This is a genomic window from Streptomyces sp. HD (genome assembly GCF_028369295.1).
Lineage (GTDB): Bacteria > Actinomycetota > Actinomycetes > Streptomycetales > Streptomycetaceae > Streptomyces.
Genome location: NZ_JAQMYP010000022.1, coordinates 101,330 through 114,187, shown reverse-complemented (window position 1 = coordinate 114,187; position 12,858 = coordinate 101,330). Strand labels below are relative to the sequence as shown.

Sequence of the window (12,858 nt, the reverse complement as noted above, 5' to 3'; positions counted from 1 at the left end):
GGAGTCAACGGCGGCGCGGAGAGAGAGTCGGGGACTGGACTCGGTACTCACACAGCGCACGGCCACCACGAAACGTCACCGGGGCCGGTGCCCGGGTGCGGCGCCATGGACCAGGGCGCCGCACCTCGCCGGTGAACTTCTCGACGGCCGGGTTTCCCCGGCGAGGACGTGAGGTGCAAGCTGGAATGGAGGCCGCCTCGCGATCCTGGAGCGGGCTCGGGACACGCGGTCTCGCCACTCCGAGAGAGCTCTTCCGGGCTCGGCAGGAGGGAAGCGAGATGACAGAGCAGGTCACCACCGGCGGGACCGGAACGCGCTGGCACCTGGCCGGTGACTGGTTCGACGTGTGCAAGTGCGCCATACCGTGCCCCTGCACGTTCGCGCAGGAACCGACCTACGGGGACTGCGAAGGCGTACTGGTCTGGCACATCCGGGAGGGCAGTTTCGGCGACGTACGGCTCGACGATCTCAACGTCCTGATGCTCGGCTCCTTCGTCGGCAACCCCTGGGCCGGGACACACACCGAACCGTTCGCCGCGATCTTCCTCGACGAGCGCGCCGACGAGCAGCAGCGCGGTGCACTCGGAGCCATCTTCGGCGGTGAGGCGGGCGGCTGGCCGGCGGAGTTCGGGGCGATGTTCCACCCCGAGATGCGCGGCATGGACATCGCCCCCATCCACGTCGAGATCGACGAGGACCTCGCCACCTGGCGGGCCGAGATCCCCGGCCGGGTCACGGCCACCGCCGAGGCGCTCACCGGCCCGACGACGCCGGACGGCGCACGCGTCCAGGTCCACAACGCCCCGGGCGCCGAGGTCGGCCCCGGCCAGGTCGCCACCTGGGGACGGGCCACAGCCGACCGTGCCGACGCATTCGGCTTCTCCTGGGAACGCTCGGGGAAGTCGAGCAAGTACTTCCCGTTCGACTGGAGCAGCCCCGACTAGAGACCCCATCACGCAGGCAGAAGGGAGACGGCCTTCGGGGGCGGGCCGGGTGAGTCACATGCCGTCCATCGTCGGCATCGAACCCTGCAGGCCCGGCAGCAGCCAGTCCTGGAACGGCGCGAGCACGGCGAGCACGAGAAACGCGACGCCCACGACCCGGCCCAGCGCCGGGCCCCGGGACCAGAGCTTCTCCACGAGGATCACCACGGCCAGTGCGGCCATCGCCGCCACGTTCATCACGCCGAGCGGGATCAGGACGACCATCAGTCCCGCACAGCAGCCGACGCAGTAGGCGCCGTGGTGAACGCCCACCCGAAGGTCGCGGGCCGGCTGCCGGAACCCGGCGTAGCGCACCAGGTGGCTCATGGGGTCGCGGCAGTGCCGCAGACAGACGTACTTGAGGGGGCTGAGCTGATACAGGCCCGCGAGCAGGAACGCCACCGCGCCGATCCACCGTCCGGCGGTCGGATGATCGTCCAGCAGGCCGTCGGTGAGGGTCAGGGCCGCGTAGACGAGCAGGCCGAAGGCCGTCCACACCAACAGATACCCGCCCACGAACTCCACGGTGCGCACGGTCCGCGTCCAGCCGGAGGACTGCCGGCCGATCCCCCGCACCCAGGTGATGGCCACCGGCGCCATCGACGGCAGCATCATGGCCGCCATCATCGTCACCCACAGCAGCAGGAACAGTGGCAGCGCCAGCCCCATCGTGCCGGGCTCGACTCCCATGTCCCGGGCCTGCCCTATCGTCAGCGCCCAGGCGGGCACCGCGATCAGAACGACCAGGAACCAGGCCGCCGCGAGATCCCGGGCAGGCAGCAAGCCGCCGCCCGCTCCGGTCGGCGGGGCGGACCGGGCGGACACGACGGCGGAAATCCGGCTTTGACGCATCGGCGTGTGCTCCTGCGGAGGCTTCCAGGACACCACGCATCCCTGGGCGGCGCGACCTCGCCCGCCCGGCGCCACACCACCGCACATGACCCCAGGTCGCCCTGGGAACGGCCCTGACCTGCGACATCGCCCAGGCCGAAGCCCCGGGCACCCGCCGTCGCCGGGGTCGCGTCAGTGCCCTCCGTCCTCAGGCCACGCCTAGAAAGCGCAGCACGGCGAGTACGCGGCGGTGGTCCGCATCGGCCTTCGGCAGGTCCAGTTTGGCCAGGATGCTGTTGATGTGCTTGGCCACCGCGCTCTCGCTGATCACGAGCTGCCCGGCGATCCCGGCGTTGGACCGGCCGCCCGCCATCAGCTCCAGGACCTCGCGCTCTCGCGGGGTGAGCCGGTCCAGCGGGTCGCTGTGGCGGCGTACCAGCAGTTGGGAGACGACCTGCGGGTCCAGTGCGGTGCCGCCCGTGGCCACCCGCCGCAGTGTGTCGGCGAACTCCTCGACGTCCGCGACCCGTTGCTTGAGCAGGTAGCCGATCCCGGACGTGTGGGCGGACAGCAGATCGGCCGCGTACCGCTCCTCCACGTACTGCGAGAGCAGCAGTACGGACGTCCCGGGCCACTGCTGCCTGATCACCAGCGCGGCACGCACCCCCTCGTCCGTGAAGCCGGGAGGCATCCGGACGTCCACCACCGCGATGTCCGGCCGGTGCTCCTCCACCGCCGCCAACAACGCCTCGGCATCGCCGACTTCGGCGGCCACCTCGAACCCGGCCATCTCCAGGACCTTGACCACGCCGATCCGGAGCAGGACGGAATCCTCGGCGATCACGGCACGCACGGCAGCTCCACGGTCATGACGGTCGGCCCCCCGACGGGACTGTCGACCGACAGCCTGCCATCGACCGACGCGACCCGCTTGGCCAGCCCGGCCAGCCCGGTACCGCCGGCGGGTTCGGCGCCGCCCACGCCGTCGTCGCTGACGACGAGAACCAGGGTCGCACCGGGGCACTCCACCGTGACCTCGGCCCGGGACGCCTCCGCGTGCTTCACCACGTTCGCCAGCGCTTCGGAGACGACGAAGTACGCGACGGCCTCGACCGCGGGCGACGGCCTCGACGTCAGGTTCACCGTCACCCCCACCGGAAGGGGCGCCCGGGCCGCGATACCCGAGATCGCGGCGTCGAGGCCGCGATCCTCCAGAACGGCCGGGTGCAGCCCGCGCACCAGGCCGTTCAGCTCCTCTATCGCCTCCTTCGCCTCCCGGTGCGCCTCGTCGATCACCCGGCGGGCGTCCTCGGTGAGGTCACCGAGCGTCGCCTTGGCCAGCCCGAGGTTGACCGCCAAGGAGACCAGCCGCTGCTGGGCACCGTCGTGCAGATCGCGTTCGATACGCCGCCGCTCGGCGTCGACCGCGTCCACCAGGCCCGCCCGGCTCTCGGCCAGGTCCTCCACCCGGCGCGCCAACTGCTCCTCACGGCTGGGCCCGAGCCGGACCGTGGCGGTGCGGGTGTCGAGCCGGGCGAGGGCACCGGTCAGCCAGGACGCCGCGCAGAGCAGGGCGACTCCGGCGGCGGTGACGTATGCCCCCTCGGGGGTGTAGCCGGCCTGGCCGAGGCGCCACTCCGGCGGAACGAGCCAGATCCATACGTAGATCGAGACGGCCACGGCGGACGTGGCCCACATCAGAAGAACGAAGACCGCTGCGAGGGCCAGCAGCGGCCCGAACAGCAGGTGGTAAGCGAGCTGCCGTCGGCCCGCCGGGGAACGCAGCCACCCGGGCAGCGGGGGACGCGGTCCCGCGTAGGGCGAGGGGACGTCCACACCGAGACGGGTGCGGAAGCGGCCGCGCTGCGCCTCGGTCAGCAACGGCCCGGCCGACACGACGGCGGCGAGCGGGACGAGAACCGCGAGGAGGACCGCCGCCAACGCCTCCGGGACGAAGAGGATCCATGGCAGGGCCATCACGACCAGGACGGCGAGCTGGATCAGGACCCCGGTGACGAGGAACGCGGCCGGGCGTCCGGCGCCCTGGAACGGCCACCGGATCGCGCGCCGCAGGCGGGCGGTTATGTGCATGAGGGAACCGTAAGTGCCGAGGTCAGGGGTGGTCCATGACGTAAGCGTCCGTCTTGGGGGTGTAGTTGGTGCCACCCCGGAACGGACATCTGCGTTACTGACTGTGATCGCCCCGCGGTCGAGGCTGGAGGTCATGAAGGAGAGCCGCCGCGAACGCGAGGAGTCCGAGCAGATGAGTGCGCTGATCACCCGAACCCACGGTGTCGAGGGCGGGTCGACCCTGCGGCGAGTGCGCCGCTGGTACCGGATGGAATACGTCCCGGTCGCCTGCGGGCTGGCCCTGCTGCCCTGGCTGGTCGTGCTGGCCAACAGCCTGCCCGCAGCGGCCGTCGCCTCGAACTGGCGCACGGTCTGGATCGGCCTGGACACCGCGGAGGCGGTGGCCCTGATCGCCACGGGCTTGCTGGCCGTACGAGGCCACCGCCTGCACTCGCTCACGGCCACCGTCGCCGCCACGCTGCTGGTGGTCGACGCCTGGTTCGACACGATGACGGCGGCACCGGGCATGGACCAGGTCTCGGCGGCGGCGATGGCACTCGGCGCGGAGCTGCCGCTGGCGGTGGTGTGCGTCGTACTGGCGGCAAGGGGGCACGCCCGCCCCACGAGCTGGCCGCCCACGAGCTGACCGGCCCACGGGCCGCCATCGACCTGCCGTCGGTCATCTCGTACGCCACGAGCAAGGGCATCGGCGTCTTCCTGTACGTCAACCGGCTCGCGCTGACCGACGCGGACCCGCTCTTCGCCCTCTACAAGAGCTGGGGCGTGCAGGGCGTCAAACTCGGCTTCATCAACGACGGCACCCAGGCGATGACCAACCGGATCACCGACTGGGCCAAGGCGGCAGCCGAGTACGAGCTGCTGATCGACATGCACGACGACGTCCGGCCGTTCGGCCACGAACGCACCTTCCCGAACTACGTCAGCCTCGAAGGCGTCCGCGGCAACGAGCAGTTCCCGACCGCCACGCACAACGTGACGCTGCCGTTCGCCCGCAACATCGGCGGACCGATGGACTGCACGATCTGCTACGGCCAGTCCCGCAACAGGACGACGAACGCCCACCAGATGGCGATGGCCGCGGTGTACTAGCAGCCCCTGAACTTCCCCTTCTGGTACGACAAGCCGTCCAAGTACTCCAACCCCGCGAACTGGCCGGGCCTGCCCTGGTTCGACACCGTCCCCACGACCTGGGACGAGAGCCGCACCCTGGCCGGGTCCATCGGCGAGTACGTGGTGGTCGCCCGTCGGAGCGGCGACACCTGGTACCTGGGTGCGATGACCAACGAGACGTCCCGGACCCTCTCGGTCCCCCTGTCATTCCTGGCCGCGCCGGACGACGGGCTCGTGGAGGTGGTCGCCACTACGCCCTCGGTGCGGGCGCCCGTTCCGGCGAATGGGATGCGGGGTCCTCGCGACCCGTGTCACGGTCGGTCTGGCGCCAGGCGAGGCGCAGCTCATGGACGGCGTGAACGAGGCTGACGCACGCACTGCACCTGATCGCGGGGCAGCCGAGCCTGGAGACCATGCACCGCCTGCTGCAGAAGCGGATATCCCGTACCCGCCTTCACGACGCCTTCACCGAGCCGCGGCTTCCGCCGTGGGACACCGTCGACGCGCTGGTCGAGATCCTCGCTTCACGCGCTCCGGGCAGGACACCCCAGCTGAGCGCATCTCTGATCGACGAGATCAACGCCGATTCGTTGTTGGTGCTCGAAGCCGCGGGCCGTATTGAAAGGTGCTTCGACATCGAGCTGGACGAGGACGGCCTCATCGAAGCGGAAACCATCGAGGAAATAGTGGGCCTGGCCCTCATGGCACGGGGGATAACGCGCGAGGGCGGCTAGGACCTGCCCCGCTCCCCCCCCCCAGCCGTTCCGCCTGCGGCAGGCCACAAGTTCGATCCGCCCGCCAGCCGTCGGCGCCGTCATCGAGGAGGGCCGGGGCTGTCCTCGATGACGGCATCATGGCCGACGCCGCTCAGCGTCTGCTGTCGGCCTGGCGGCCCGGCCTCACTTCAGGTGTCGGCCGAAGAAGCGGTCCCCGTCCTCCAACTCGAACCACGGGGTGCCGGTGTGACCGCCCATGTTGGCGTGCAGTGTCTTCTCCTTGCTGCCGAAGGCGTCGTACAGGTCCAGGGCCCGTTCACGGGGGTTCCCCTCGTCGTCCCACTGGAGAAGGATCAGCAGCGGAATGGTGATCTGCCGGGCCTCCTCGCGCTGGGCGTGGGGCACGTAGCCCCCGGCGAAGAATCCGGCGGCCTCGATGCGCGGCTCGACCGCGGCGAGGCGGATGCCGACGGCCATCCACCCCGAGTACCCGACCGGGCCGCCGATCTCGGGCAACGCGAGGAGGGCGTCCAGGGTGGTCTGCCAGTCCGGGACCGCCTTGTGGACCAGCGGGCCGATGAACGACTCGAAGATCTCGTCGACCGGCTCGCCGGCCCGCATCGCCCGCCGGAGGTCGGCGCGGGCCTGCTCGTCGGCGGTGGAACGGGGCCGGTCACCGCACCCGGCGGCGTCGATGCCGGCCACCGCGTAGCCGCGCGCCGCGGTGTACCGGGCCCGGGCCACCAGCCGCGGTTGCGCCTTGGACATGCCGTTGTTGTGGGCCATCAGGATCAGCGGGGCCGGTGCGGCGGATTCGGGCGTCCACAGGGTGCCGGGGATCTCGCCGAGGGTGAATTCGCGTTCGAGGACGCCGTCTTCGAGGCGCTGCTCGGAAGTGAATCGCATGGTCGTGCCTTTCGGGAGTGCGCTTGAACGGCGCTCCCGGACGACCTATCGCCCGACCGCGACCCCGGAGGGGAGCACCCATGTCGATACTGCGTTCACGGGTACCACCTCCTCGTTCTCCGGCACGGCCTCCGAAACGTAGCAACGGCCGCCATGGCCCGCCAACGGGTTTTCGCGAAGGCTCCGGGGCCCGCCGCGACGGCGGTCACGCCCAGCCTTCGGACCGCACCGCGGCGCCTATCGTGATCCGCATGCAGTCCTACACAATCGGCCAGGCCGCACGGCTTCTCGGGGTGAGCCCGGACACCGCGCGGCGATGGGCGGACGCCGGGCGGGTGGCCACGCATCGGGACGAGGCCGGGCGGCGGCTCGTCGACGGGAAGGATCTGGCCGCCTTCTCCGTGGAGTTGGCGAAGAGCGGTGGCGCCGAGGGGGGCACCTCGTACACGTCCGTCCGTAATGCCTTCCCCGGCATCGTCACCGCCGTGAAGCTCGGCGACGTGGCGGCCCAGGTGGAGATCCAGGCCGGGCCGCACCGGCTGGTGTCGCTGCTGACCCGGGAGGCCGTGGAGGAGCTGGGGCTGGAGGTCGGCATGGAGGCCACGGCCCGGGTGAAGTCGACGAACGTGCACATCGACCGGACCTGAGCGGGGCCGGCCACCGGGCCGACGGCCGTGCCGGTGGCTGCGAGGGAGTGACTCACGACCGTACCCGGGGCCGCGTCCCGTACAAACGCACATGCCAACCCAGCAGATCACAGTTGCGGCTCATGCGAAGAGACAGCGGACTTTTCCCTCGCACCTGCGGCAGTATCAAGTCGACCGACGTGGTCGTGGAGAGGGAGTAGATCCGTGATGACCCGTACCGTGCGGCGGACCCGCCGCCCCCTGCAGGTGGCGGCTCTGGGGGCCGTCGCCATGCTGGCCCTGGGTGCCTGCTCCTCGTCCGACTCGGACTCCGCTACGAAATCGGACTCCGCGGCGTCGGCGTCCGCCTCTGGCTCCGACGCCGGCAAGGTGTCCGGCTCGGTCACCGTCTTCGCCGCCGCCTCGCTCAAGGAGAGCTTCGAGAAGCTCGGCAAGCAGTTCGAGCAGAAGCACCCGGGCACGAAGGTCACCTTCAGCTTCGGCGGCAGCGATTCCCTCGCGGCGAGCATCACCGGCGGCGCCCCGGCGGACGTGTTCGCCGCCGCCAGCCCCAAGACGATGAAGATCGTCACGGACGCCGGGGACGCCTCCGGTACGCCGGCCACCTTCGTCCGCAACCAGCTGGAGATCGCCACCCTGCCGGGCAACCCCGACAAGGTCGCCTCCCTGAAGGACCTCACCAAGTCCGGCCTGAAGGTCGTGCTCTGCGACAAGGAGGTGCCGTGCGGCGCCGCCGCGCAGAAGGCCCTCGACGCCGGCAAGCTGAAGCTCACGCCGGTGTCGTACGAGCAGGACGTCAAGGCCGCCCTGACCAAGGTCGAGCTGAAGGAGGCCGACGCGGCCGTCGTCTACAAGACCGATGTGAAGGCCGCGGGTGACAAGGTGGAGGGCGTGGAGTTCCCCGAGTCCGCCGACGCCGTCAACGACTACCCGATCACCCTGCTCAAGGACACGCAGAACGCCGAGGCCGCCAAGGCGTTCATCGCGCTGGTGCGGTCCGCCGAGGGCCAGAAGGTCCTGACCGGGGCCGGGTTCCTCACGCCGTGACCGTCCCGACCGACAAGTCCGGTGCCGCGACCGACACCCTCCGGGGCGGGCCGCGGCGCCGGCGCGTCCGGGCCGGCGTCCCGCTGCCCCTGCTCCTCCCGGCACTGGTCGGCCTGGCGTTCCTTGTCGTGCCACTGATCACCCTGCTCGTACGCACCCCGTGGCGCAGCCTGCCCGAGCAGCTGACCAGCCCCGAGGTGTGGCAGGCGCTCCAGCTCTCCCTGGTCTGCGCGACGGCCGCCACCGCGGTGAGCCTGGTGCTCGGCGTGCCGCTGGCCTGGTTGCTGGCCCGGGTCGAGTTCCCCGGACGCGGATTCGTACGAGCCCTCGTCACCCTGCCCCTCGTCCTGCCCCCCGTGGTGGGCGGTGTGGCGCTGCTGATGGCGCTCGGCCGCAACGGGGTCGTCGGGAAGTGGCTGGACTCGTGGTTCGGGATCACCCTCCCGTTCACCACCGCCGGGGTCGTGGTCGCCGAGGCGTTCGTCGCCATGCCGTTCCTCGTGATCAGCGTGGAGGGCACCCTGCGGGCCGCCGACCCGCGCTACGAGGAGGCCGCCACGACCCTTGGCGCCTCCCGCTTCACCGCGTTCCGCCGGGTCACGCTGCCCCTCATCGCGCCCGGTATCGCGGCCGGCGCGGTCCTCGCCTGGGCCCGGGCACTCGGCGAGTTCGGCGCGACGATCACCTTCGCGGGCAACTTCCCGGGCCGTACCCAGACGATGCCGCTCGCCGTCTACCTCGCCCTGCAGAGCGACCCGGAGGCGGCCATCGCCCTCAGCCTCGTCCTGCTGGCCGTGTCGATCGCGGTCCTGGCGGGACTGCGTGACCGCTGGATGTCCGCCTCATGACCTACGCCGAGAAGGCCAGCCACCGTCTGATGACCGACGCCGAGGGCGCCCGAGCGGCCGGCCGCCTCATGACCGACACCGAGAAGACAGCCACCGCCTCATGACCGACGCCGAGAAGACGCCCGAGGATGCCGGCGGAGCGCCCGGCCCGGCCGGTGCGGGACTCGACGCCCGGCTGGTGGTCGAGCGCGGCTCCTTCCGCCTGGACGTGAAACTGACGGCGGCGCCCGGCGACGTGGTCGCCCTCCTCGGCCCCAACGGCGCCGGCAAGACCACGGCGCTGCGCGCACTCGCCGGACTCGTCCCGCTCACCGGCGGCCACCTCTGGCTGGACGGCGCGGAGTTGGACCGTACGCCACCGGAGTCCCGCCCGGTCGGCGTCGTCTTCCAGGACTACCTCCTCTTCCCCCACCTCACCGCGCTGGACAACGTCGCCTTCGGACCCCGTTGCCACGGCGCCACCAAGTCGGAGGCACGGGCGCAGGCCGCCGAGTGGCTGAAGAGGATGGACCTCACCGCCCACGCCGGCGCCAGACCCCGCCGTCTCTCCGGCGGCCAGGCCCAGCGCGTCGCCCTCGCCCGCGCCCTGGCCACCCACCCGCGCCTGCTCCTCCTCGACGAACCCCTGGCCGCACTCGACGCACGTACCCGGCTCGACGTCCGCGCCCAACTCCGGCGCCATCTGGCCGACTTCGAGGCGGTCGCGGTCCTCGTCACGCACGACCCGCTCGACGCGATGGTCCTGGCCGACCGCCTCGTCGTGGTCGAGGACGGCCATGTGGTGCAGGAGGGCACACCGGCCGACATCGCCCGCCATCCCCGTACGGACTACATCGCCCACCTCGTCGGCCTGAACCTCTACCGAGGCCAGGCCGAAGGGCACCTGGTCCACGTCGACGACGGCCCCATGCTCACCACCACGGAAGACCTCACCGGCCCGGTCTTCGTCGCCTTCCCGCCCAGCGCGGTCACCCTCCACCGGAACCGCCCCACCGGCTCCAGCGCCCGTAACGTCTGGCGCTGCGAGGTCGCCGGCCTGGAGACCCACGGCGACCAGATCCGCGCCGCCCTCACCGGCGAACTCCCCCTCGCCGCCGACCTCACGACGGTCGCCGCGGCCGAACTCGACCTCCACCCCGGCGCCACGGTCTGGGCGACGGTGAAGGCGGCCGAGACGCACGCGTACCCGGCCTGAGACGTGACGTCGTACGACCGCGCCCGATCCCGGATCCCGAGCCCGAGCCCGATCCCGAGCCGGATCCCGAGCCCGAGCCCGATCCCGAGCCGGATCCCGAGCCCGAGCCCGATCCCGAGCCGGATCCCGATCCCGAGCCGGATCCCGATCCCGATCGGCGCATCCTCCCCCGGATCCTGTCCCGTCGCACGACTCACGGACACACAAACACCGATCCGTGACAGGTGCGGCTCCGCTTCCGGCACGGCAGGCCCTACGCTGATCCCCGTGAGGCAGGCCGACGCTGGGAAGGATGATCGGCGATGACGCCCCTGAGCACCGGGGACCCGGAGTCCATAGGCGGGTACACCCTTCTCGGTCGGCTCGGGGCGGGCGGCATGGGAGTCGTCTACCTGGGAGTCTCCGCCTCGGGACGGCAGGTCGCCGTCAAGCTCGTACGCGGGAGGTACGCCCAGGAAGAGGAGTTCCGCACCCGCTTCCGGCAGGAGATCGCGGCGGCGCGCAAAGTGAGCGGCGCCTTCACCGCCCCTGTCGTGGACGCCGACCCGGACGCCGAGCGGCCCTGGATGGCGACGCTCTACGTGCCGGGGCTCAGCCTGGCCGAAGCCGTGGAGAAGAACGGCCCGTTGAGCCAGCGGGAACTGCGCACGCTGGGCCTGGGGCTCACCGAGGCGCTGCGCGACATCCACCGGGCGGGCCTGGTGCACCGGGACCTCAAACCGGGCAACGTCCTGATGACCGAGGACGGGCCGCGCGTCATCGACTTCGGCATATCGCGCGCTTCCGACCACCAGAGCCTCACCATGACCGGGCGCATCATCGGCACCCCGCCCTTCATGTCGCCGGAACAGCTCGCCTCTCCCCGGGACGTCACCCCGGCCTCGGACGTGTTCTCGCTGGGGTCGCTGCTGGTGTTCGCCGCCGTCGGCACCGGACCGTTCGACTCCGACAGCCCCTACATGACCGGCTATCAGGTGATGCACGAGCCCCCGGACCTCGACGGGGTGCCCGAAGCGCTCCTGGACATCGTCGGGCGCTGCCTGGACAAGGACCCGGCCGCACGGCCCGAACTGGCGGACATGCACCGCATGCTCCAGGCGCTGCCGGAGTCCGACGCCATCGCGCCCCCGAGGACCAGGGACCCCGCGAACCCCCCTCCCCGCCCCGCCCCTTGGGGCACGGCCACCGCCTCCGCGAGCGCCACGACCGGTACTGGCAAGGCACGCCGGCCCCGGATGCTGCTGGCCGGCCTCGGCACGGCGCTGGCCGTCGCGGGGCTGTCCGTCGGGGCGGCCGTCTTCGTGTCGGGCGAGGGCAGGACCACCGCCTCCGACCCCGCCGCCGCGACGGCCACCGCCCGTACCGCGTCGCTGCCCGACGGCTGGCGGCCCTGGCGCACGGCCCTGCGGCACGACGTGAAGGGCGTCCCTCTCGACTACGGGACCCTCGGCTGCGTGACGGAGGCGAACGCCCTGTTCTGCGGCGGTACGGGCTTCACGGCCGCCCGGATCGACACGGCCACCGGCCGCACCCTGTGGCGGTTCGGCACCCGCCCTCAGGGGGTGCAGCCGATCGGCGTCCGCGACGGGCTGGTCTATGTGTACGAGGACCCGGACGACACGGTCAGACGCGTGGTGGCCCTCGACGCCGCTACGGGGCACCGGCGGTGGCAGCGCGACATCAGCAAGTCCGAGGCCGCGATCCTGTACGACGACGGACTGCTGACCTTGTCCCCCGACCACTCGTCGTTCGTCGCGTACGACCGTTCCGGCAAGGAACTCTGGACGGCGCCCTCGCTGGACGAGTACTGCGCCACGTCGGTGCTGGGCGGCGCCCCCTACGCCCTGTGCTCGGCCGCCCGCGAGCCCGGCCAGGCCCCGATCGACCTGATGAAGCTCGGCCCCGGCAGCCTGACCGAACTCGCCACGCTGCCCAAGAAGGCGGTGGCGCTCGGCGCCGTCGACGGGCAACCCGTGTTCCTCGCCCCCCAGACCGCGAAGGACGTCTACGAATCCGGGTACGAGCGGCCGTACAACGCACTGCTGCGGGTGGACCCGAAGACCAAGCAGGTCCGACGAACACCGCTGGCCCCTGCACTGACCGGCGCGGCCACCCTCGTGGACGGCGTCGTCCACTTCGTCCGGTCCGACGGAACGGTCACCGCGGTGTCGGCGGACAGCGGCAAGCAACTCTGGCAGAAGGCGACGGACATGGAGAGCCTGTCCGCGCCCGCGGTGTCGGCAACGTACAAGCGGGTCTACTTCTCCAACCGCTTCGGCCGTCTGCTGGCACTGGACAGCCGCACCGGAGTGGAGGTCTGGCGCACCCCGGCACTGGAAAACCCCGGGGACAAGGCACAGGGCACCCCGCCGCGAGTGCTGCTCATCAAGGACGCGATCGTGGCGACGGCCGGCGACACGGCCTTCTCGCGCAGCCCGGACGGACCCAACTGACCGGTTGCCACTTCCTGTTACTCCTCCCTCT

Annotated in this window: 14 protein-coding genes; 10 read left to right on the top strand and 4 right to left on the bottom strand. The window is 71.4% G+C overall.

Annotated features, from left to right (window positions below):
- The first annotated feature begins 278 nt into the window (after nucleotides 1-278).
- Nucleotides 279-944 carry a DUF1326 domain-containing protein gene (locus POF73_RS22305; RefSeq protein WP_272118150.1) on the top strand — a complete coding sequence of 222 codons (666 nt, stop codon included), beginning with the start codon at nucleotides 279-281 and terminating at the stop codon, nucleotides 942-944.
- A gap of 54 nt (nucleotides 945-998) precedes the next feature.
- Here POF73_RS22305 and POF73_RS22300 read toward each other — a convergent pair whose 3' ends face one another.
- From POF73_RS22300 to POF73_RS22290, 3 genes are all read right to left on the bottom strand, one after another.
- Nucleotides 999-1,835 (bottom strand): DUF2182 domain-containing protein, encoded by an 837-nt coding sequence (locus POF73_RS22300; RefSeq protein ID WP_272118149.1) that lies wholly within the window; start codon nucleotides 1,833-1,835, stop codon nucleotides 999-1,001.
- A 187-nt stretch (nucleotides 1,836-2,022) separates the two neighbouring features.
- Nucleotides 2,023-2,667 (bottom strand): response regulator transcription factor, encoded by a 645-nt coding sequence (locus POF73_RS22295; protein WP_272118147.1) that lies wholly within the window; start codon nucleotides 2,665-2,667, stop codon nucleotides 2,023-2,025.
- Complete coding sequence (locus tag POF73_RS22290; protein ID WP_272118146.1) at nucleotides 2,655-3,905, bottom strand: sensor histidine kinase; 1,251 nt, start codon at nucleotides 3,903-3,905, stop codon at nucleotides 2,655-2,657. The genes POF73_RS22295 and POF73_RS22290 overlap by 13 nt, the downstream gene beginning before the upstream one ends.
- Before the next feature lie 133 nt (nucleotides 3,906-4,038).
- On the opposite strand from POF73_RS22290, the gene POF73_RS22285 reads away from it, so the two are divergent.
- From POF73_RS22285 to POF73_RS22270, 4 genes are read left to right on the top strand one after another with little or no spacing between them, the layout of a single operon-like run.
- Nucleotides 4,039-4,530 (top strand): hypothetical protein, encoded by a 492-nt coding sequence (locus tag POF73_RS22285; protein WP_272118145.1) that lies wholly within the window; start codon nucleotides 4,039-4,041, stop codon nucleotides 4,528-4,530.
- Entirely contained in the window at nucleotides 4,470-4,994 is a 525-nt protein-coding gene (locus POF73_RS22280) for a glycoside hydrolase family 97 catalytic domain-containing protein (RefSeq protein WP_272118144.1), read from the top strand. The genes POF73_RS22285 and POF73_RS22280 overlap by 61 nt, the downstream gene beginning before the upstream one ends.
- Nucleotides 4,995-5,000: 6 nt before the next feature.
- A complete protein-coding gene (locus POF73_RS22275; RefSeq protein ID WP_334313618.1) occupies nucleotides 5,001-5,384 on the top strand; it encodes a glycoside hydrolase family 97 C-terminal domain-containing protein in 384 nt (127 codons plus the stop codon).
- 44 nt (nucleotides 5,385-5,428) lie between these two features.
- Nucleotides 5,429-5,749 carry an acyl carrier protein gene (locus POF73_RS22270; protein WP_272118143.1) on the top strand — a complete coding sequence of 107 codons (321 nt, stop codon included), beginning with the start codon at nucleotides 5,429-5,431 and terminating at the stop codon, nucleotides 5,747-5,749.
- 165 nt (nucleotides 5,750-5,914) lie between these two features.
- On the opposite strand, the gene POF73_RS22265 is transcribed toward POF73_RS22270, so the two are convergent.
- Nucleotides 5,915-6,637: a dienelactone hydrolase family protein gene (locus tag POF73_RS22265; RefSeq protein WP_272118141.1), complete on the bottom strand. Its 723-nt coding sequence runs from the start codon at nucleotides 6,635-6,637 to the stop codon at nucleotides 5,915-5,917.
- A 251-nt stretch (nucleotides 6,638-6,888) separates the two neighbouring features.
- Between POF73_RS22265 and POF73_RS22260 the strand changes: the two genes are divergently transcribed.
- From POF73_RS22260 to POF73_RS22240, 5 genes are all read left to right on the top strand, one after another.
- The gene (locus tag POF73_RS22260; RefSeq protein WP_272118138.1) at nucleotides 6,889-7,284 is read left to right on the top strand and encodes a TOBE domain-containing protein; all 396 of its coding nucleotides are present in this window, start codon (nucleotides 6,889-6,891) and stop codon (nucleotides 7,282-7,284) included.
- Nucleotides 7,285-7,491: 207 nt separating this feature from the next.
- Nucleotides 7,492-8,331 carry a molybdate ABC transporter substrate-binding protein gene (gene modA, locus POF73_RS22255; protein ID WP_272118136.1) on the top strand — a complete coding sequence of 280 codons (840 nt, stop codon included), beginning with the start codon at nucleotides 7,492-7,494 and terminating at the stop codon, nucleotides 8,329-8,331.
- Entirely contained in the window at nucleotides 8,328-9,179 is an 852-nt protein-coding gene (modB, locus tag POF73_RS22250; RefSeq protein WP_272118134.1) for a molybdate ABC transporter permease subunit, read from the top strand. Before modA ends, modB begins: the two co-directional genes overlap by 4 nt.
- 100 nt (nucleotides 9,180-9,279) lie before the next feature.
- Nucleotides 9,280-10,374: an ABC transporter ATP-binding protein gene (locus POF73_RS22245; protein ID WP_272118132.1), complete on the top strand. Its 1,095-nt coding sequence runs from the start codon at nucleotides 9,280-9,282 to the stop codon at nucleotides 10,372-10,374.
- Nucleotides 10,375-10,676: 302 nt separating this feature from the next.
- Nucleotides 10,677-12,827 (top strand): protein kinase domain-containing protein, encoded by a 2,151-nt coding sequence (locus tag POF73_RS22240; RefSeq protein WP_272118130.1) that lies wholly within the window; start codon nucleotides 10,677-10,679, stop codon nucleotides 12,825-12,827.
- Nucleotides 12,828-12,858 lie beyond the last annotated feature (31 nt).